The following is a 19,165-nucleotide window of genomic DNA, read 5'->3' on the forward strand; positions in this document are numbered from 1 at the left end:
ACGGTGCGTGGTGCGAGGAGCCGGCCAGCGGCCGGCACTACGGTGCTGGTGCGAGCGGCCGGCATCACGGTGCGTGGTGCGAGGAGCCGGCCAGCGGCCGGCATCACGGTGCGTGGTGCGAGGAGCCGGCCAGCGGCCGGCACTACGGTGCTGGTGCGAGCGGCTGGCATCACGGTGCGTGGTGCCTGGAGCCGGCCAGCGGCCGGCATTGCGGTGCGTGGTGCGAGCGGCGGGCATTGCGGCGCGTGGTGCGAGCGGCCGGCATTGCGGCGGGTGGTGGAGCAATGCCTGGAGCCGGCCAGCGGCCGGCACTACCGGCTCTTGACCGCTCTGCGGTCAATAGCTCGGCGTCACCTTCATCTGCGGCAGGGGGCGCGGCGCGCCTTCGGTGAGGTCCGGGCCGAGATCCTCCCATGCCTGCCCCTGCTCCACCATCAGCCGCCACAGCTGCTGCGATGCACGCCGCTTGTCCTCCGAACCCAGCCGGTACGAGGGCGCGGGCGGTTCGCCGCGGGCCACGGTTTCGTACGCGTCCCGCCACCCGGCCACGCGCTGGGCCGGGTCATCGGTGCGCGCTACTTCCAGCGTATAGCGCTGGTAGGCGGAGGCCAGGTTGCGCCAGCGGATCCAGTAGTGGTTGGCGAACGAGAAATCACCGAAGCGCTCGCCGGCCACGCTGCCCTTGGCGGCGATGCGGCTGAGCACCGCCTGCGGCATGTCCAGGTTCATGCCGCCCTCGTCGCCCTGCAGCGTGACGTGCACGATGCGGTCGCGGTACCCCGGCGCGCGCGCCTGCAACACATCGCGCCAGTTCTGCATCGTCGACACGATGGAGAACAGGAAGCCGGACATTTCGGCCGCCGCCAACGGCCGCGCTATCGGCTGGTAGCTGCGCTGCCAGCCCTGGCGATTCTCGGTAGGCAGGAACACGGCGGCGTCGACCGCAGCTTCCGCATCGTCGCCGGGCTGCGCGGCGTCGGGATGGCGTGGGTACACCAGATTGATGCCGAACGTCGGCCAGCGCGGCAGCGCGGCGTCGAACAGGTGGATCGGGAAGTTGCTGCTGATACCCCCATCGGAGAACCAGCACACGCGGAACGCCGCGATCACCGACCCCTCGCCCTGGCCCGCACTGGTCAGGCCCTCCGTGCTGTCGGCAACGTTGCGGTTGTCGCGTGGCGGCTGCGCCTCGTCGGCCGATTCACAGCGCCGCTCGCGCCGCGCCGGCTCATGCAGCGGCACCGCGCTGATCAGCAGCGGGAAGCTCAGGCTCATGCGCGTGGCAACCAGCACCGGCAACTGCTCCCCATCCACCAGACGGTAGTAATCAACGCCCTCCACCCGCTGCGGCGCGCCGGCCTGTGCCACCAGCCACTCGACCACGCTGGCCGGGAACAGCTGCATGAACTCCTCGCGCCGGAACCAGAAGTGCGCGCCGTTGAACGGCAACGTGCGTGGCTCGGTGTGCGACACGCAGGTGGTGATCATCTGCAGGCTGATCGACTGCGAACCGGCGGGTTCGCCGGGATAGCGCGGCGCGCGGTGCAGGTCGCCGAACGTGAGCGGTTGCGCCAGCGGCTGCCCGGACAGGGCCTGCAGGCGCGCATGCAGCCAGTCGGTCAGGGCCGGCGCTGTAGCATCAGGCTGCGTGGCACCCGAACACAGTCCCAGCAGGTTGCGCCGCGCCACGCGTGCCACGCGCAGCGCCGAGGCCAGCACGCCGGCCCCATAGGCGCACAGCAGCGAGGGCAGCAGCGTGGCCCACATGCCCTGGCTGCCGGCGGCCAGCCACCCGATGCCGAGCAGCAGCGCCAGCGCGGCCAGCAGTTCCAGTGGCGCGATGGCGAACACCGCCGCCAGCAGGCAGGCGATCTTGCGCGGCAGGCTGGACTTGCCGGCCAGCGTCACCAGCAGGCGATACGCGGTATGCGCCCCGCGCGCAGGCTGGAACAGGCTGTAGATGAAGCCGCGCCGCGACAGCTGCGCCGATACGTCGGCCAGCCCCGCGAAGCCGACCTCTGCCTGCACCGGTTCACCCGCGTGGCGGCGGCGGTCGCCGAACGCCGCCGCGGCCGCCACTGCGGCGGCAATCGCGCCAGCCGACGTTCCGCCGATGTTCTTGAACCGGTAGTCGCGGGCCAGCGACAACACCGCATTGGGATACACGATGCCGCTGGTGATACCGCCCTTCATGACCAGATCGCAGTACTTGTCCGCCACGTCGCCGCCCTCTGTCCGCCCACCGCGCGTTGCCGCGCCAGCCGCCTTCCCTGGACCCACGAGACCTGCCTGTCACTGCAGCATTCCCCCACGACATGCCCGCGTCAGGACGGACACGCCACGGGGTGACGCCATAGGCACAGTATCCCCCAGAGGCTTCTCAGGGCCTGAGAACCGCGCCGCAGTTGCGGCTATCGGTCGCCTGCGGCCGATTGCGGTACGCGGCGCACCTGCGACAGGTCGTAACCCAGCGCGGCGATGCGGGTCATGGCCTTCTGGTAGTCCTGGTCGGAGATCTTCGGGGTGCGTGCCATCAACCACATGTAGTCGCGCTTGCTGCGCCCGACGATGGTCTGCTGGTAGTCATCGTCCAGGGACACGATCACGTACTCGGCCTGGATCGGCCAGACGAACTGCATGCCCCACTCGGCGCCGTTGGTGCCTTCCTTGACGGTGCCCACCGGATGCATGGTCTTGATCGGGGCCTGGAAGCTCCCCTTGCGGTAGCGGAAGGTGGTCTGGATGCGGCCGTCGGGGCGCAGCTGGTACGACTCGACCGCATCGAAGGCCTCGCGTTCCGGGCGGCTGGGAATATGCGCGATCACATACCAGTCGCCCATGAAGCGTGGCACATCGACGTGGGCCACCGGCGGGATGGGGCGGGTGTTGCCACCACAGCCAAACAGCATGCCGGCAGCAAGCAGGGGAAGCAGGCGACGGAGGGACATGGCGGTTTCCTCGAAGGGGGTCAGGAGCGACCGAACAGGTAGTGCGCAACCATCCACTGCTGGCCCTGCTGGTAGCCGAACAGCTCTGCACAGGCCATCCAGAACATGCGCCAGCGCTGGAACCACAGCGCTGCGGCCGCATCGCCGTAGCCGGCACGCAGCACGGCCATCACCGCGTCGCGGTTCTGGTCCTGGCGCTCCAGCCAGTGGTTGGCGGTGCGCTCGTAATGGGTCCCGTCGAGCAACCAGCGCTGCTGCAGGTGCAGGTGCTGCTGGAAGCACAGCAGGGTATCGGCCGACGGCATCAGGCCGCCGGTGAAGAAGTGCCGCCCCATCCAGTTGTCCTCGCCCTCGGTCTCGAACGGATACATCAGCGTGCGATGCACGAAGATGTGCACGAACAGCTTGCCGTCCGGGCGCAGCCAGTGCTGGATGCGCTGCAGCAGCCGTTCGTAGTTGCGCAGGTGCTCGAACATCTCGATGGAGATGCAGCGATCGAAGCTGCCATCGTCCAACGACAGCTGGTTCACATCGCGGGTCAGCACGGTCACGTTGTCGAGCCCACGCGCGCGGCACTGGGCCATGATGTATTCGCGCTGGCTGTTGGAGTTGGACACCGCGGTGATGCGCGCGGCCGGGTAGCGCTCGGCCATCCACAGCGTCAACGAGCCCCAGCCGCAGCCCAGTTCCAGGATGTCCTGGCCGTCGGCCAGCTGGGCGCGCTCGCCGTACAGCGCCAGCATCGCCTCCTCGGCCTGGTCCAGCGTTTCGGTACCGGTGGGGTAATAGCAGCTGCTGTACTTGAGGCGCGCGCCGAGGCAGTCCTGGAAGAACGCCGCCGGCACTTCGTAGTGCTGGCGGTTGGCGGCATCCACGTGCAGGGCCAGCGGGCTGCGCGACAGCCCCGCGATGCGCTCGGCAAAGCGCTGCGACTGCCCCTCCGCGCCGCCGGCGCTTTCCTCGCGCAAGCGCTGTTCGCACTGGCGGCGGATGCCCAGCCGCAGCAGCGCATCGGGCAACAGGCCGCGTTCGGCCAGGCCGGTCAGCCCAGGTGCGTAGTCCGGCAGGGGCAGCGATTCACGGGCGACATTCACGGGGACGACTCCTTTTGGGGGGAGGTGGTACGAGAGGGGAACCACGGAAACAGCATCGGGGTGGTGCGCTGGTAGTCGCGGTAGTCTTCACCACGGCTGCGCAGCGCCTGCGCTTCGGTGAACGGAATGCCGCTCACCCAGCGCAGGAACACGTACATCACCAGCGGTCCGGACCAGGCCAGCCACCAGAGCGGCGAGTGCACGGCCAGCAGTACGTAGGTGAACCAGTGCAGCCATTCGAAGAAGTAGTTGGGGTGCCGCGAATAGCGCCAGAGGCCCTCGCGGCATGTCTTGCCCTTGTTGGCCGGGTCGGCGCGGAAGCGCGCCAGCTGGCGGTCGGCAATGGCTTCGCCGCCCACGCTGAGCAGCCACATGCCCGCCGCCGCAATGATCCAGCCAACCGGCAGCGCTGCGCTCTGCGACACCGCCACGAAGGGCAGCGCGAACAACACGATCAACAGTGCCTGGAACTGGAAGAAGCCGAAGATCTTGCCTTGGTGACCGTTCCAGTGGCGACGCAGGTGCTGGTAGCGCCCGTCTTCCGCCTCACTGCGCACCCGGCGCCACAGGTGCAGGGCCAGGCGCACTCCCCAGGCGCCCCCCAGAACGGCCAACGCGATGCGCGGTGCGGCACTGCCCTCCCCCAGCAGTCCCAACAGCAGCGCAGAGGCGCCAACCCCTTTAGCCCACAACACATCCACCACGCCGATGTTCTGGTGCCGGCGTTGCCACCACCAGCCCCAGCACATGATCAGCGCGGCATACAGCCAGACCCACCCGAGCGAGCCCCATCCAGGTACGTTCATGCGTGTGCTCCGTTCGTATTCGCGACGGCGGCAGCGTCGTGCTGCCAATGCCGCGCGCTGGCCGCCAGCAGCGGCAGCGCCACCGCCCAACCCAGCGCCAGGATGATCACGCCCTGCCAGGACGGCGCGGCAAACAGCACCGACGACCAGCCCCGCGAGGCGGAGAGATAGGCCAGCGGCGCGAGCAGCCCGAGCAGCGCGGCCAGCCACCGCTTCTGCTGCAGCACCTTCAGTGAAACGGTAAGGGTCATGGCGAACGCGGCCCACAACGCCAGAATCCATACCGGTGCCAGCCACGCGCTGGGCCACGCCGCGGCGTACACCACCCGCTGCGAGCCCCCGGCAATACCATCCACCACCAGCCCGCACAGCACGGCCACCGCCAGCACCTTCAGGTCCACCGCAGGCCGCGCCGACATCGCCAGCTGGCTGCCGACGTAGGCGGTCGCGGCCAGCAGCGCCGGCCAGCGCAGTCCGTGCCCGGCACCGACCACCGCGCACAGCCACACCAGCTGGTTGCCGATCACGTTGGCCCAGAAGTGGCGCATGTCAGTGGGTGCCTGCAATCAGCGCCGGGCGGTAGCCGGGCCGCGCCATCAGCAGGTGCGACACGCCGATCGACCGCTCCAGGAATCCACCCTCGCAGTACGCCAGGTAGAACTCCCACAGGCGGATGAAGCGATCATCGAAGCCCTGTGCACGCACGGCGGGCAGCTGCGACAGGAACCGGCGCCGCCAGGCGCGCAGGGTGAGTGCGTAGGACGGGCCGAAGTCATGCTGGCCGATCAGCTGCAGATCGCTGCTGCGGGTCTTGGCCGCCAGCATGGCGTTGATCGACGGAATGAAGCTGCCCGGAAACACGAAGCGCTTGATGTAGTCCACGCTGCGCCGCGCCTGTTCGTAGCGCTGGTCTTCGATGGTGATGGCCTGCAGCAGGGCCAGACCATCAGGCTTCAACAAGCGCCCGAGCGTCGCGAAGTAGGTGTCCAGGTACTGCGCGCCGATCGCCTCGATCATTTCGATGGACACCAGCTTGTCGTACTGGCCGTCCAGGTCGCGGTAGTCCTTGAGCAGCACCGTGACCTTGTCCTGCAGGCCGGCGGCGGCCACGCGTTCGTTGGCCAGCGCGTACTGTTCCTTCGAGATGGTGGTGGTGGTGACATGGCAGCCGTGGTGAAGCGCGGCGTACACCGCGAAGCCGCCCCAGCCGGTGCCGATCTCCACCACGCGGTCACCCGGCGCAAGCTGCAGCTGTTCGCAGATGCGCGCCAGCTTGCGCTGCGAGGCCACTTCCAGCGTGTCGCCGGCCTCGGCATACAGCGCCGAGGAGTACATCAGGTCCGAGGACAGGAACAACGAGAAGAACGCGTTGCCCAGGTCGTAGTGCGCGGCGATGTTGCGGCGGCTGCCCTCGCGGGTGTTGCGGCGCAGCCGGTTCCAGCCCTTCAGCAGCCAGCCGCCGAGCCGCGCCGGACCGCGCTCCATGCCATCGAGCAGATCGCGGTTGCGCACCAGCAGCTGCACCAGCGCCACCAGGTCGTCGCAGCGCCAATCGCCGCGGATATAGGACTCGCCAGCACCCACGCTGCCCTGCGCGGCCACCGCGCGGTAGAACGCCGGATCGTCCACCCATACCGTCACCTTCAGCGGTGCGGCGGGGTCGCCCAGGCTCACCTCGCCCAGTGCATCGCGCAGCTGCAGGCAGCCGCCCTGCAACGGCCCGAGCTGGGCCAGCAGGCGCCGGCGCAGGAACGCCTCGAGTGCAGTGGGTCGTGGCGGCGCCAGCGCCCGGGAGAGGTCGTTCATGATTGCTTTTCCGCAAGGGAGGGATGGTCGTGGACCGGGGTGCGCTTGAGCCACAGGCGCAGCGCCTGCCAATGGATGGCCGCCACCACCTTCAACGTCATCAACGGGTGGCGCAGCAGCACGCCAGCCAGCCCGCGCCCGTCCAGCGGCTGGCGCCGCAGGTCCAGGTCGGCGTCGAACTGGCGCTCGCCCGCGCGCCACACCTGCATGTGCACGTGCAGGTCATCGCCAGGCGCGGTGAAGCGCCAGCGGTACTCGCAGTCCATCGGCATGAACGGCGAGACGTGGAACTGCTTGTCGAAGGTCCAGCACAGCGCGCGCCCGTGCCGGTCGGACTGCGCCACCGGCAGCACGTAGGCGTGGCGTTCCTTCCACGGCGTATTGGTGATCTCGGCCACGATGCAGTCCAGCGTGGTCCCGTCGGCGGCGTAGCAGTAGTAGAAGCTCACCGGATTGAACACATGGCCGGCGTAGCGCAGGTGGGTGAGCAGGCGGATCGGTCCGGCCGGCGCGCGCCCCAGCGCCGCGCTGATACGCGCGCGTACCGCTTCGGCCAGCGGCTGCTGCGGGTCGCCCAGGTAATCGCTGCGGCGGAACTCGGCCACGTTGCGGCGGTTCACCGACCACAGCCAGCGGCCGCAGAACACCTGGCCGATCTCGTCGAGGTCGAGCAGCAGCTGCGCCACCGGGTAGCCGAACGCATGCGCGCGCGGGGCATGCCGGCGGTGCCGCATCCTGCCGCGGTAGATCGCGCTGGCCGTCATGCCGGCACCCCATGCGACAGCGGCCACCAGGCTTCGGCATCCAGCGCATGCAACGCGTCCACCACGCGGCGCGCGCTGCGGATACCGTCCTCATGGAAGCCCCAGCCCCAGTAGGCACCGGCGAACCAGGTGCGGCGCCGGCCCTGGATCTCGGCCCAGCGCGACTGCGCGCGCACCATCGCATGGTCGTGCACAGGGTGCGCGTACTGCAGCGTCCGCAGCACCTTCTCCGGCGCGATCGCTTCACTGCGGTTGAGCGTGACCACCAGCGGCGTGGGCGTGTCGATGCCCTGCAGCAGGTTCATGCAGTAGCTGACGGTGCATGCGGCCATCGGGTCGCGCGGCACATGCGCGTTCCAGGCTGCCCAGGCCTTGCGGTTGCCCGGCAGCAGGCGTGCATCGGTGTGCAGCACCACTTCGTTGGGCTGGTAGCGGATCGCACCGAGGATGCTGCGTTCGGTGCCATCGGCGTCGGAGAGCAGCGCCAGCGCCTGGTCGCTGTGGCAGGCCAGCACCATCTGGTCGAAGCCTTCCAGCCCGCCGGCGGTATGCACCCGCACGCCGTGTTCGTGGCGCTCCACGCCCAGCACCCGGCAGCCCACCCGTTCGCGCACGTGCCAGCGCCGGCGCAGCGCCTGGATGTACTGCCACGAGCCCCCCGTGACCACCCGCCACGGCGCACGCCCACTGACCTGCAGCATCTGGTGGTTGGCCATGAACTGCACCAGGTAGCGTGCGGGGAAGTCGGCCAGGCTGGCGATCGGCGACGACCACAGCGCCGACGCCATCGGCAGCAGGTGTTCCTGGATGAAGGCGCCCCCGTAGCCGCCCTGGTCCAGGAATTCGCCCAGCGACGGGCCCTCATCGTTGCCGTGCAGCAGCGCAGGCGCCTCGCGGTAGAAGCGCCGCAGGTCGCGCAGCATGCCCCAGAAGCGCGGCGACACCAGGTTGCGGCGCTGGCAGAACAGCGTGTCCAGCGACGTGGCGTTGTATTCCACCCCACTGCGTTCGCTGTGCACGGAAAAGCTCATCGTGGTGGGCTGCGATTCGACATGCAGCTCGTCGAACAGCGCGGTCAGCAACGGGTAGTTCAGCGGATTGAACACGATGAAACCGGTGTCCACCGCGTGTATGCGCCCATCCACCTGCACCTGGTGGGTGTGGGTGTGGCCGCCCAGGTAGTCGTTGGCCTCGAACAGGGTCACTTCGTGGCGCTGGCTGAGCCACCACGCACTGGCCAGGCCGGCGATGCCCGATCCGATCACGGCGATGCGCATGTCAGTGCTCCGCCTTGGCCAGCACCCAGGCCGGCACGGGTTTGAGGTCGCGCACCAGGCCCAGCAGCGCCATCGCGCGCAGGCCGTACCAGGTCACATCCACTTCCCACCAGTAGAAGCCCTGCCGCGCGGTGCCCGGGAAGAAGTGGTGGTTGTTGTGCCAGCCTTCGCCGAAGGTGAGCAGGGCCAGCCACAGGTTGTTGCGGCTGTCGTCGCCGGTGTCGAAGCGGCGGCGGCCGAACCGGTGCGCCAGCGAGTTGATGGTCACCGTGGCGTGGAACAGCACCACCGTGGAGATGAAGAAGCCCCACACCAGCATCTGCCCGCCGCTGGTGCCCCACGCGGGCACCACATGCTCAAGCAGGGCGCCCAGCCCGAACAGCGCTGCGGCCAGCGCGATCGGCACCAGGGTGTCGAAGCGGTCCAGCCAGCGCAGTTCGGGATAGCGCGCCAGGTCGGGAATGCGCGCCCAGTCGGTGCGGAACCCTTCCGTGGTGAGGAACCAGCCCATGTGGCTCCACCAGAAGCCGTGCACGCTGGGGGAATGCGGGTCGGCGGCGGTGTCGGTATGGCGGTGGTGGTTGCGATGGTGCGCGGCCCACCACAGCGGCCCGCGCTGCACGCTGGACGCGCCGATCAGGGCGAACACGAACTGCACCACGCGCGAGGTGCGGAAGGTGCGGTGCGCGAAGTAGCGGTGGTAGAACGCGGTGATGGCGAACATGCGCAGCGCGTACAGCGCCACCGCCACGCCCACCGCCACCCAGGACACCCCCACCCAGATCACGGCCAGGCAGGCCAGGTGCATGGCCGCGAACGGGATCGCGCGCAGCCAGTCCACGCGCTGCTCGGCGCCGTCGGGTACCGGCGCGTCGGCGCCGGTATCGAACCAGCGAAGCAGCGTGGCCATCCGGCGGCGGGGGCCGCGGCCGGATGCATCGGGGGTGGAACGGGACAGCATGTCGCGCGTCTCCTGAGCGGTTCATCAGGAGATACGCAGGCCGGCGGCGTTTGGATGCACCCATTCCGAAAAATACTTCCGGAAGGGTGCCGTTACAGGTTGGCGATGTCGCCCTTGGCGATGATAGGACCGGTCGGAATGCCCTGCGGCGCGCCGCCGGACGGTTCCAGGGTGATTGCCAGCATCGAGCCGTTCACCAGCACGTCACGCAGCGTGTCCGGGACCGCCACCGTGTGCGCCCGGTTGATCGAGACCAGGCCCAGCGAGCGCGGGGTGCCACCGGCCGGGATCAGCCACAGCTCCGGTGCGCGTCCGGCCGCATCGGCCGGGGCGGGCACGGGCACCATCAGCACCTTGCCCTGCGCCTTGTCGACCGAGGCCAGCCAACCGGGCGTGCCGTCGTCGTGCAGCAGCGGGGTGACCGGCTTGGTGGCCTGCTCCGGTTCGGCCGGGGTCGGGGTCGGGGTGACGGCCACCGGGGTAACCGGCGCGGTGGGCGGCAGTTCCTGGCGGTTGAACACCGCCACCAGCGCCAATGCCGCGGCCAAGGCGGTCATGCCCTGCCAGAAGCCGGTGCGCTGCCAGAGCCTTGCCGGCGCCGCGGCGACCGCGGGCCAGCCCAGCTCGGTACGGATGCGCGGCCACAGGTGCGCCGGCACCGTGGCCGTGCCCAGCGATTCCAGCAGCGGCGCCAGCCGCTGTTCCCATTGCTGGACCAGCCGGGCGAAGCCCGGGTCGGTTTCAATGCGGCGCTGGATCTCGGCGCGTTGCGCGGCGTCGAGCACGCCCAGCACGTATTCGCCGGCCAGGATGTCGGCGGTCGGCGGCTCGCCGTCGTCAGGAAGGTCGTGGAGGTCGCGGATGTTCATTGTTCCAGGCACACCCGCAGTTGGCCCAGGCCGCGCCGGATCCAGCTCTTCACCGAGCCCAGCGGCGAACCGATGCGACGGGCCAGCTCTTCATAGCTGGAGCCGTCCATGAATGCGGCGCGGATCAGCGCGCGGCGCTTGCTTTCCAGCGTGTCCAGGCAGCGTGCCAGGCGCTCGCGGTCCGACGCCTGCTCTGCGGCCTGCGGCGGCTGCGCGTCGGCGTCGGGCAGGTCGTCGATCACCGACAGGTCGTCCATCGCGCGCGGCGGCGCGGCGCGCAGGCGGTCGATCGCGCGGTGGCGGGCCGTCATCGAGAGCCAAGTCATGGCCGAGGCCTTGGCCGGATCGAACTGCCCCGCCTTCTTCCACACGCTGGCGAAGACCTCCTGCAGCACGTCCTCGGCGTCGCCGCGATCGTGCAGCAGGTGCAGGCAGATGGCGAACAGACGCCCGGACGCCAGCTGGTAGACCGATTCGAACGCCTTGCGGTCGCCCGCGGCGACGCGGACGAGCAGTTCGTCCAGGCGCGTTGCTGCGTCGGTGTCGGAAACGTCCAGCTCAGGCATCGCGGGCTCAATGTCGGCAGGGAGCGAGTCTGCATGGTCGTTGCTCCGGCGGTTGGCCGCAAGAGGGTATTCAGCTGTCGCATGTCTTCACCAGTGGCTGCACCCGTGCCGTGGCAAGCTCGGCGGCGGACGCCGCTACCGGCCGCGCGGGGAACTCCACCCGCACCTGCGGATAGCGCCCGTTGCGGTCACGCACGTTGCCGGTGCCGCTGAACTGCAGCAGGCGCTGGTCGGCGCTGGCGTACACCAGGGTCACCGCCGGCACCGCAAACCCGAACCACGCATCCAGCTTCATCTGCAGCTGCTGGGCCGGCTGGCCCTGCCAGGTCAGCGTGCCGGTGCGCTGCACCTTCAGCGGCACCAGCCGCTGGCGGCTGGGCAGCAGGAACTGGAACGCCACCGCCTGCCCGTCACGCAGGTCCGCCCAGTGGCGGCGGACCGCAGCATCGAAGCCGGCATCCACCACCGCATCGGGCGGCACCACCAGTGCATGGCTGACCGGCGCGGCGTCGGCCGAGGCGCGGGTATAGACCGTGCGTGCCGCCCCGTTGCCGCGCACCCCTTCCTGGTACCCGTCGCGGCCATCTTCCAGCGCGAAGTCCGGTGTCTGCGGGCTGCCCTGCGGGGTCATCCACTTGCGGGCAAATGCGCGCCCGTCGGCGCAGCGGTACAGCACCAGCCGCGACTGGGCCTCGGGCGGGCCCTGCAACCAGTGGCTCTCGCGATACAGCAGGGCCGCACCGGAGGCCGCATAGGCGCGGCCCTCCTGGCGCTGGATGCCCTGGGCGCTGGCGAACGCCGGGATTCCCAGTAGCGGCAGGGCGAGAAGCAGCAGCGAGGGCGGGCGCATGGGCAGTTCCAGTGAAGGCTCGTCTGCAGATACGCGGGAAGGAGCGATTTGGATGCAGGGCGATCGGCCAAGGGTAGTCCGCTATCCTTCACGCCCTTGAGGGATAGGACCAGACCTTGCAGTACAGCTCCAACCTGCCGGGTGCGCCGGCATGACCAGCGCCCTGGAAATTGCCGCCAACGTCACCGTGGCCTCCTCCATCCTGCTGGCCGGCCGCAACAGCGTGCACACCTGGTGGACCGGGATCATCGGCTGCACCCTGTTCGGCGTGGTGTTCTACGAGGCCCGCCTCTACGCCGACGTGGTGCTGCAGGGCGTGTTCGTGGCCACCAGCGTGATCGGCTGGTGGCAGTGGCTGCGCGGCGACCACGGGCATGCCCTGCCGATCACCCGCGTTCAACTGCCTACCCTGGCCTGGATCCTGCCGGCCGCCGTGCTGGCCAGCGTCGGCTACGGCCTGCTGCTGCATACCTGGACCGATGCCTATGCACCGTTCCTGGACTCGGCCGTGCTGGTCCTCAGTGTGGTCGCGCAGCTGCTCATGATGCGCCGCAAGCTCGATTCATGGTGGTTCTGGCTGCTGGTCAACAGCGTGGCCGTGCCGCTGTACGCCAGCCGCGGCCTGCACCTCACCGCCGTGCTGTACGTGGTGTTCTGGATCAACGCGCTGGTGTCGCTGCGGCACTGGCACCGCTTGATGCGCGGGCAGCCGGCGCATGCCTGAGCACTTCCGCACGGGGTTGGTGGTCGGCAAGTTCAGTCCATTGCACCGTGGCCACCAGGCGCTGATCGACCATGCGCTGGCCCGGTGCGACCGCGTGCTGCTGCTGAGCTGGAGCCAGCCGGAATTCAGCGGCTGCCATGCGGCTCAGCGTGAGGCGTGGCTGCAGGCCCTGTACCCGCACGTGACACGGCTGGTGCTGGACGATGGCCGACTGGCCGCAGCGTGCCGGCAGCACAACCTGCCGGTACGGCGGCTGCCCACCAACGAGGACGACGACGCGTCCCAGCGCGCATTCGTGGGCTGGGTGTGCAGCGCCCTCTGGGGCGTGCGGGTGGACGCGGTGTTTACCAGCGAATCGTACGGCGATGGATTCGCGGCAGCCCTGCAGGAGCATTTCAGCACCGACGCGGGGCGGCCGTGGCCGGTTGCCCATGTGTGCCTGGACCAGGCCCGCCGCCAGGTTCCGGTCTCGGGCACTGCGCTGCGGCGTGATCCGCACGCCCTGCGCGGCTTTCTCGACCCGCGCGTCTACGCCGGTTTCGTCGGCCGGATCGGCCTGCTGGGCGGCGAATCCAGCGGCAAGACCACGCTCGCCGCCGCCTTGGCCAGCCACCTGCAGACCCAATGGGTGGCAGAGTTCGGGCGCGAACACTGGGAGGCCCGGCAAGGTGCGCTGACCTATGACGACCTGCTGCATATCGCGCAGGTGCAGGTCGCGCGGGAAGACGCCATGGCCGGCCACGCCAATCGTTGGCTGGTGTGCGACACCACCCCGCTGACCACCCTGCTGTATTGCGAAGACATGTTCGGCCGCGCCGAGCCCGCGCTGCACGCGCTGGCGCAGCGCCGATACGACCTGCTGTTCCTGTGCGCGGCCGACTTCCCGTTCGTGCAGGATGGCACCCGACGCGACGATGCCTTCCGCCTGGCCCAGCAACGCGCCTACGTGGCGGCGCTGTCCGCACAGGGCATGCCGTTCACCCTGCTTACCGGCAGCGTGGAGGCGCGCGTGGCGCAGGCGGTCCAGGCGCTGGCGAGTCAGCCGAGCGCAGGGGCTTGACGGCCTGAACAGGAGGCGTAGCATTTGCAGCAAGCCAAGGGACAGACCCGCGGCAGCCACAACGACATGAGGGATTCTCATGGAATACGACTATCTCGTTTTCATCGGGCGTTTCGAGCCCTTCCACAACGGCCATGCCGCCGTTGCCCGCCTGGCCCTGAGCCGGGCACGCAAGCTGATCTTCCTGGTCGGTTCTGCCGACACCCCCCGCAGCCTCCGCAATCCCTGGACCGTGGCCGAACGCGCCGTGATGATCCAGGCTGCCCTCGATGGCAGCACCGAACGGCTGATCATCCGTCCCCTTCGCGACCACCTCTACAACGAGGCGCACTGGATTGCCGGCGTGCAGCGTGCCGTGGCCGACGCGCTGCGCAGCGATGGTGCCGCCGCCGATGCCAAGGTCGGGCTGGTGGGCATGGACAAGGATGTGTCGAGCTACTACCTGCGCGAGTTTCCGCAGTGGCCGCTGGTGGATGTGCAGCACACCGAAACGCTCTCGGCCACGGAACTGCGCCGCTACCTGTTCGAGTCCGGCGACCTGGACTTCCACGGCGCACTGCTGATGCTGCGCGGCAACGTGCCGGCACCGGTGTACGAGATGCTGGAAGCCTTCCGCAAGAGCTCGCCGGCGTACGGCCAGCTGGTGGCCGAGTACCGCTTCATCGAGCAGTACCGTGCGGCCTGGAAGGATGCGCCCTACGCGCCCACCTTCGTCACCACCGATGCCGTGGTGGTGCATTCCGGCCACGTGCTGCTGGTGCGCCGCCGTTCGGAGCCGGGCAAGGGCCTGTGGGCATTGCCGGGCGGTTTCGTGGGCCAGCAGCAGAGCCTGCTCGACAGCTGCCTGCGTGAACTGCGCGAAGAAACCCGCCTGAAGATTCCGCTGCCGGTCTTGAAGGGCTCGCTGAAGAGCCAGCATGTCTTCGACCACCCCGAGCGCAGCCAGCGCGGCCGCACCATCACCCATGCTTTCCACTTTGAGTTTGCGGCAGGCGAACTGCCGCCCGTGCGCGGCGGCGACGATGCCGACAAGGCACGCTGGATTCCGGTGAGCGAAGCGCTGGACATGGGCCCGCAGCTGTACGAAGACCACCTGCACATCCTGGAGTTTTTCCTGGGCCGGGGCTGATCCCGACCCGTTTCCCACGCCGGCGGATAGACCGCCGGTGTTCCCCCGACGCGAAGGAGCTTCCGTCATGCACTACCTCGATAATCTTCTCCTCAATACCGACAGCTACAAGGCCAGCCACTGGCTGCAGTATCCGCCGGGTACCGATGCCACCTTCTTCTACGTGGAATCGCGCGGCGGCCTGTACGACCGCACCGTCTTCTTCGGCCTTCAGGCGCTCCTGAAGGAGTATCTGGCCAAGCCGATCACCCATGCCGATGTCGATACCGCGCGCGATCTGTTCGCCGCCCACGGTGTGCCATTCAACGAAGACGGCTGGCGCTACATCGTCGACCAGCATGACGGCCTGATGCCGATCCGCATCCGCGCGGTGCCCGAGGGGACGGTCGTTCCGGTCCACAACGCGTTGATGACCATCGAATCGAACGACCCGAACGCGTTCTGGGTGCCGTCGTATCTGGAAACGATGCTGCTGCGCATCTGGTACCCGGTCACCGTGGCGACCATCAGCTGGCATGCCAAGCAGACCATTCGCCAGTTCCTGGAACGCACCAGCGATGACCCGGAGGGGCAGCTGCCATTCAAGCTGCACGACTTCGGCAGCCGCGGTGTCTCGAGCCTGGAATCGGCCGCCATCGGCGGCGCGGCGCACCTGGTCAACTTCCTCGGTACCGACACCGTGTCGGCCCTGCTGTATGCCCGGGCGTTCTACCACGCCCCCATGGCGGGTTACTCGATTCCGGCCGCCGAGCACAGCACGATCACCAGCTGGGGCCGCGATGGCGAGGTGGAGGCCTACCGCAACATGCTGGCGCAGTTCGCCAAACCCGGCGCGCTGGTGGCGGTGGTGTCGGACAGCTACGACATCTACCACGCCATCACCGAGCACTGGGGCACCACGCTGCGCCAGCAGGTGATCGACTCGGGCGCCACGGTAGTGATCCGCCCGGACTCGGGCGACCCGGTGACGGTGGTCCTCAAGTGCCTGCAGCTACTCGACGAGGCCTTCGGGCACACCGTCAACGGCAAGGGCTACAAGGTGCTGAACCATGTGCGCGTGATCCAGGGCGATGGGGTCAACCCGACCAGCATCGGCGAGATCCTGGAGAGCATCACCACGGCCGGCTACGCCGCCGACAACCTCGCCTTCGGCATGGGCGGCGCGCTGCTGCAGCGGTTGGACCGTGACACCCAGAAGTTCGCGCTGAAGTGCTCGGCCGCCCGGGTGAATGGTCGCTGGATCGACGTCTACAAGGACCCGGTGACCGACAGCGGCAAGCAGAGCAAGCGCGGCCGCCTGCGCCTGCTGCGCCACCGCGAGTACGGCCAGTTCCGCACCGTGCCGGTGCCGGCCACCGCCGCCTCGCTGGCCGACATGGAAATGCCGCTGGGCTTCGAGGACGCCATGGTGACGGTCTGGGAAAACGGCCAGCTGCTACACGACGAGGCGCTGGAGCAGATCCGCGGCCGGGCCAACACCGCGCGGTTGTAAGCAACGCCTCTTGACCGTTGCCCCAAGTGGGCCTACCTTGTGCTCGCCGAAGGTATCCATCTCTTCATGCAGATGAAGGGATGGGTTTAAACGGGAATCCGGTGAAGGTGCCTTGCGCACCCATTCCGGAGCTGCCCCGCAGCGGTGAATGGAAACGAAGCCTGCCAACAGCACTGGGCGTGATCGCCTGGGAAGCGGCAGGGAGTAGGTGGGCGTCCGCGCCCGTGTCCATCAGCCCGAATACCGGCCCCGGCCGGAGGACACGACCGTCCTCCGATTCGACCTGGAACGTCCGCGGGGAGGTTGCCGGGGCCTGACGCCACGCCTGCCGCGTGGCGCTGTCCCTGTGCGTCCGCTTCACGGCATCCGGTTCGCCCGCGGGGGCGAAGGTCGCTGGCGCAGCGGGCACGGCAGCAATGGCGTGGTGGCCGCGCAGTTCCTTCGTTCCTCAATGCCAATACGCAATGAGGACACGTTCCATGACCACTGTTACCAACCTGGGGTTTCCCCGCATCGGCGCCAAGCGCGAGCTGAAGCGCGCGCTGGAAGCCTTCTGGTCCGGCCAAAGCAGCGCCGCGTCGCTGCTCGACACCGCCGCCGGCCTGCGCGCCACGCACTGGCAGCTGCAGCGCGACGCCGGCGTAGACGTGCCGCCCAGCAACGACTTCAGCCTGTACGACCAGGTGCTGGATGCCGCCTTCCTGTTCGATGCCATCCCGGCGCGCTACCGCGCCCTGGCCGACGCCGACCCGCTGGCCGGCTACTTCGCCATGGCCCGCGGCGTGCAACGCGACGGGTACGACCTGCACGCGCTGGAAATGACCAAATGGTTCGACACCAACTACCACTACCTGGTGCCGGAGCTGCAGGCAGGCCAAGGCTTCGCACTTCGCGGCGACAAGCCGCTGGCCGAATACCGCCAGGCCAAGGCGCTGGGCATTGAAACGCGCCCGGTGCTGATTGGACCGGTGACCTTCCTGCTGCTGTCCAAGACCACCGACGGCAGCCCGGCGCTGGACCTGCTGGACGCGCTGCTGCCGGTGTACGTGGAACTGCTGGCCCAGCTGCACGCCGCCGGCGCACAGTGGGTACAGCTGGATGAGCCGGTGCTGGTGCAGGACCTGGACGACCACGCACGCGCGGCCTTCGCCCATGCCTACGCGGTGCTGGCCAAGGCAGTGCGCCCGAAGGTGCTGGTGGCCACCTACTTCGGCGCTCTGGACGACAACCTGGCGCTGGCCGCGTCGCTGCCCGTGGACGGCCTGCACGTGGACCTGGTGCGTGCACCGGAACAGCTGGACGCGGTGATCAAGGCGCTGCCCGTTGGCCGCGTGCTCTCGGCCGGGCTGGTCAACGGCCGCAACATCTGGCGCACCCACCTGGACAACGCGCTGGTGCTCGCGCGCTATGCGCACGGCCAGCTGGGCAGCGACTGCCTGTGGCTGAGCCCGTCGTGTTCGCTCCTGCACAGCCCGGTGGACCTGGACCACGAGAAGAAGCTGGACGGTGAACTGCGCGGCTGGCTGGCCTTCTCGAAGCAGAAGCTTGCCGAGCTGCGCGTGCTGGCCGATGCCATCGACCACCCGGCCCGTGCCGAAGCCCCGCTGGCCCTCTCGCGTGAGCGCATTGAGTCGCGCCGGCGCTCGGCACGTGTGCACAACCCGGCGGTGGCCGCGCGCCTGGCCGCACTCACCCCAGCCGATGCACAGCGCCACAGCCGCTACCCGCAGCGCCACCAGGCCCAGGCGGCCGCACTGAAGCTGCCGCGCTTCCCCACCACCACGATTGGTTCCTTCCCGCAGACGCTGGAGGTGCGCGAAGCACGCGCCAGCAACAAGTCCGGCACGCTGTCCGACGCCGACTACGATGCCTTCCTGGCCACCCAGACCGAGCATTGCGTGCGCATCCAGGAGCAGATCGGGCTGGACGTGCTGGTGCACGGCGAGTTCGAACGCAACGACATGGTGGAATACTTCGGCGAGCAGCTGGACGGCTTTGCCTTCACCAAGAACGGCTGGGTGCAGAGCTACGGCTCGCGCTGCGTGAAGCCGCCGGTGATCTACGGCGACGTGACCCGCCCGAAGCCGATGACGGTGCGCTGGTCGCAGTACGCACAGTCGCTCACCGACCGCCCCATGAAGGGGATGCTGACCGGCCCGGTCACGGTGCTGCAGTGGTCGTTCGTGCGCGACGACCAGGCGCGTGCCGATACCTGCCGGCAGATTGCGCTGGCCTTGCGCGATGAAGTGCTGGACCTGGAGGCGGCCGGCATCGGCGTGATCCAGATCGACGAGCCGGCCATCCGTGAGGGGCTGCCGCTGCGTCGCGCGCAGTGGCGCGAATACCTGGACTGGGCGGTGGAAGCCTTCCGGATCAGTGCCAGCGGCGTGCGCGATGCCACCCAGATCCATACCCACATGTGCTACTCCGAGTTCAACGACATCATCCACTCGGTGGCCGCGATGGACGCCGACGTGATCTCGATCGAGACCTCGCGCTCGCGCATGGAGCTGCTGGACGCCTTCGTGCGCTTCCAGTACCCCAACGAGATCGGGCCGGGCGTGTATGACATCCACTCCCCGCGCGTGCCGGACAAGGAAGAGATGCTGTCGCTGCTGCGCAAGGCCGCGGAGGTGCTGCGTCCCGAGCAGATCTGGGTGAATCCGGATTGCGGGCTCAAGACCCGTGGCTGGCCGGAGACCCGCGCCGCGCTGGACGCGCTGGTCGCGGCCGCCCGCGAGCTGCGCGACGAGACCGCCGACGCCAACGCCGCCTGATTTCTTTCACCGCTGCATGAAGGCCCCGCCGCCGCCGTTGCC

The 19,165-nt window shown here is 68.9% G+C and carries 17 protein-coding genes and 1 riboswitch; of the genes, 5 read left to right on the forward strand and 12 right to left on the reverse strand.

What is annotated here, in order from left to right:
- Nucleotides 1-336: 336 nt before the first annotated feature.
- From RT456_RS02355 to RT456_RS02410, 12 genes are all read right to left on the reverse strand, one after another.
- Nucleotides 337-2,193: a patatin-like phospholipase family protein gene (locus RT456_RS02355; RefSeq protein ID WP_313341984.1), complete on the reverse strand. Its 1,857-nt coding sequence runs from the start codon at nt 2,191-2,193 to the stop codon at nt 337-339.
- A 218-nt stretch (nt 2,194-2,411) separates the two neighbouring features.
- Nucleotides 2,412-2,948 (reverse strand): lipocalin family protein, encoded by a 537-nt coding sequence (locus RT456_RS02360; protein WP_313341986.1) that lies wholly within the window; start codon nt 2,946-2,948, stop codon nt 2,412-2,414.
- A gap of 20 nt (nt 2,949-2,968) precedes the next feature.
- The gene (locus RT456_RS02365; RefSeq protein ID WP_313341988.1) at nt 2,969-4,042 is read right to left on the reverse strand and encodes a cyclopropane-fatty-acyl-phospholipid synthase family protein; all 1,074 of its coding nucleotides are present in this window, start codon (nt 4,040-4,042) and stop codon (nt 2,969-2,971) included.
- A complete protein-coding gene (locus RT456_RS02370; protein ID WP_313341990.1) occupies nt 4,039-4,848 on the reverse strand; it encodes a DUF1295 domain-containing protein in 810 nt (269 codons plus the stop codon). The genes RT456_RS02365 and RT456_RS02370 overlap by 4 nt, the downstream gene beginning before the upstream one ends.
- A complete protein-coding gene (locus RT456_RS02375; protein ID WP_313341993.1) occupies nt 4,845-5,396 on the reverse strand; it encodes a DUF2878 domain-containing protein in 552 nt (183 codons plus the stop codon). Before RT456_RS02375 ends, RT456_RS02370 begins: the two co-directional genes overlap by 4 nt.
- Before the next feature lies 1 nt (nt 5,397).
- Nucleotides 5,398-6,654, reverse strand: coding sequence for a cyclopropane-fatty-acyl-phospholipid synthase family protein (locus RT456_RS02380; protein ID WP_313341996.1), 1,257 nt, complete (start codon nt 6,652-6,654; stop codon nt 5,398-5,400).
- Nucleotides 6,651-7,418 carry a DUF1365 domain-containing protein gene (locus tag RT456_RS02385; protein ID WP_313342442.1) on the reverse strand — a complete coding sequence of 256 codons (768 nt, stop codon included), beginning with the start codon at nt 7,416-7,418 and terminating at the stop codon, nt 6,651-6,653. Before RT456_RS02385 ends, RT456_RS02380 begins: the two co-directional genes overlap by 4 nt.
- Nucleotides 7,415-8,695 carry an FAD-dependent oxidoreductase gene (locus RT456_RS02390; protein ID WP_313341998.1) on the reverse strand — a complete coding sequence of 427 codons (1,281 nt, stop codon included), beginning with the start codon at nt 8,693-8,695 and terminating at the stop codon, nt 7,415-7,417. Before RT456_RS02390 ends, RT456_RS02385 begins: the two co-directional genes overlap by 4 nt.
- Before the next feature lies 1 nt (nt 8,696).
- Nucleotides 8,697-9,605, reverse strand: coding sequence for an acyl-CoA desaturase (locus tag RT456_RS02395; RefSeq protein ID WP_313342445.1), 909 nt, complete (start codon nt 9,603-9,605; stop codon nt 8,697-8,699).
- A 143-nt stretch (nt 9,606-9,748) separates the two neighbouring features.
- Nucleotides 9,749-10,525, reverse strand: a complete 777-nt coding sequence (locus RT456_RS02400) for an anti-sigma factor (protein WP_313342001.1) — start codon at nt 10,523-10,525, stop codon at nt 9,749-9,751.
- Nucleotides 10,522-11,091, reverse strand: coding sequence for a sigma-70 family RNA polymerase sigma factor (locus RT456_RS02405; protein WP_313342003.1), 570 nt, complete (start codon nt 11,089-11,091; stop codon nt 10,522-10,524). Before RT456_RS02405 ends, RT456_RS02400 begins: the two co-directional genes overlap by 4 nt.
- 70 nt (nt 11,092-11,161) lie before the next feature.
- Nucleotides 11,162-11,941, reverse strand: coding sequence for a hypothetical protein (locus tag RT456_RS02410; RefSeq protein ID WP_313342006.1), 780 nt, complete (start codon nt 11,939-11,941; stop codon nt 11,162-11,164).
- Nucleotides 11,942-12,092: 151 nt separating this feature from the next.
- Here RT456_RS02410 and pnuC point away from each other — a divergent pair, with 151 nt between their 5' ends.
- From pnuC to metE, 5 genes are all read left to right on the forward strand, one after another.
- Nucleotides 12,093-12,665 carry a nicotinamide riboside transporter PnuC gene (gene pnuC, locus RT456_RS02415; protein WP_313342009.1) on the forward strand — a complete coding sequence of 191 codons (573 nt, stop codon included), beginning with the start codon at nt 12,093-12,095 and terminating at the stop codon, nt 12,663-12,665.
- Entirely contained in the window at nt 12,658-13,725 is a 1,068-nt protein-coding gene (locus RT456_RS02420; protein ID WP_313342012.1) for an AAA family ATPase, read from the forward strand. The genes pnuC and RT456_RS02420 overlap by 8 nt, the downstream gene beginning before the upstream one ends.
- 73 nt (nt 13,726-13,798) lie before the next feature.
- Nucleotides 13,799-14,854, forward strand: a complete 1,056-nt coding sequence (locus RT456_RS02425; RefSeq protein ID WP_313342447.1) for a bifunctional nicotinamide-nucleotide adenylyltransferase/Nudix hydroxylase — start codon at nt 13,799-13,801, stop codon at nt 14,852-14,854.
- Between the two features lie 67 nt (nt 14,855-14,921).
- Nucleotides 14,922-16,346: a nicotinate phosphoribosyltransferase gene (locus RT456_RS02430; protein ID WP_313342015.1), complete on the forward strand. Its 1,425-nt coding sequence runs from the start codon at nt 14,922-14,924 to the stop codon at nt 16,344-16,346.
- A 33-nt stretch (nt 16,347-16,379) separates the two neighbouring features.
- Nucleotides 16,380-16,613: riboswitch (cobalamin riboswitch) on the forward strand.
- A gap of 212 nt (nt 16,614-16,825) precedes the next feature.
- Nucleotides 16,826-19,123: a 5-methyltetrahydropteroyltriglutamate--homocysteine S-methyltransferase gene (metE, locus tag RT456_RS02435; RefSeq protein WP_313342018.1), complete on the forward strand. Its 2,298-nt coding sequence runs from the start codon at nt 16,826-16,828 to the stop codon at nt 19,121-19,123.
- Nucleotides 19,124-19,165: the final 42 nt, after the last annotated feature.

It is taken from the genome of Stenotrophomonas sp., assembly GCF_032099025.1.
Classification (GTDB): Bacteria; Pseudomonadota; Gammaproteobacteria; order Xanthomonadales; family Xanthomonadaceae; genus Stenotrophomonas.

Coding starts and splice junctions, on each gene's coding strand:
- pnuC (WP_313342009.1), top strand. CDS start 12,093: ATGACCAGCGCCCTGGAAATTGCCGCCAACGTCACCGTGGCCTCCTCC.
- RT456_RS02400 (WP_313342001.1), bottom strand. CDS start 10,525: ATGAACATCCGCGACCTCCACGACCTTCCTGACGACGGCGAGCCGCCG.
- RT456_RS02385 (WP_313342442.1), bottom strand. CDS start 7,418: ATGACGGCCAGCGCGATCTACCGCGGCAGGATGCGGCACCGCCGGCAT.
- RT456_RS02380 (WP_313341996.1), bottom strand. CDS start 6,654: ATGAACGACCTCTCCCGGGCGCTGGCGCCGCCACGACCCACTGCACTC.
- RT456_RS02375 (WP_313341993.1), bottom strand. CDS start 5,396: ATGCGCCACTTCTGGGCCAACGTGATCGGCAACCAGCTGGTGTGGCTG.
- metE (WP_313342018.1), top strand. CDS start 16,826: ATGACCACTGTTACCAACCTGGGGTTTCCCCGCATCGGCGCCAAGCGC.
- RT456_RS02410 (WP_313342006.1), bottom strand. CDS start 11,941: ATGCGCCCGCCCTCGCTGCTGCTTCTCGCCCTGCCGCTACTGGGAATC.
- RT456_RS02430 (WP_313342015.1), top strand. CDS start 14,922: ATGCACTACCTCGATAATCTTCTCCTCAATACCGACAGCTACAAGGCC.
- RT456_RS02390 (WP_313341998.1), bottom strand. CDS start 8,695: ATGCGCATCGCCGTGATCGGATCGGGCATCGCCGGCCTGGCCAGTGCG.
- RT456_RS02355 (WP_313341984.1), bottom strand. CDS start 2,193: ATGAAGGGCGGTATCACCAGCGGCATCGTGTATCCCAATGCGGTGTTG.
- RT456_RS02420 (WP_313342012.1), top strand. CDS start 12,658: ATGCCTGAGCACTTCCGCACGGGGTTGGTGGTCGGCAAGTTCAGTCCA.
- RT456_RS02370 (WP_313341990.1), bottom strand. CDS start 4,848: ATGAACGTACCTGGATGGGGCTCGCTCGGGTGGGTCTGGCTGTATGCC.
- RT456_RS02395 (WP_313342445.1), bottom strand. CDS start 9,605: ATGGCCACGCTGCTTCGCTGGTTCGATACCGGCGCCGACGCGCCGGTA.
- RT456_RS02405 (WP_313342003.1), bottom strand. CDS start 11,091: ATGCCTGAGCTGGACGTTTCCGACACCGACGCAGCAACGCGCCTGGAC.
- RT456_RS02360 (WP_313341986.1), bottom strand. CDS start 2,948: ATGTCCCTCCGTCGCCTGCTTCCCCTGCTTGCTGCCGGCATGCTGTTT.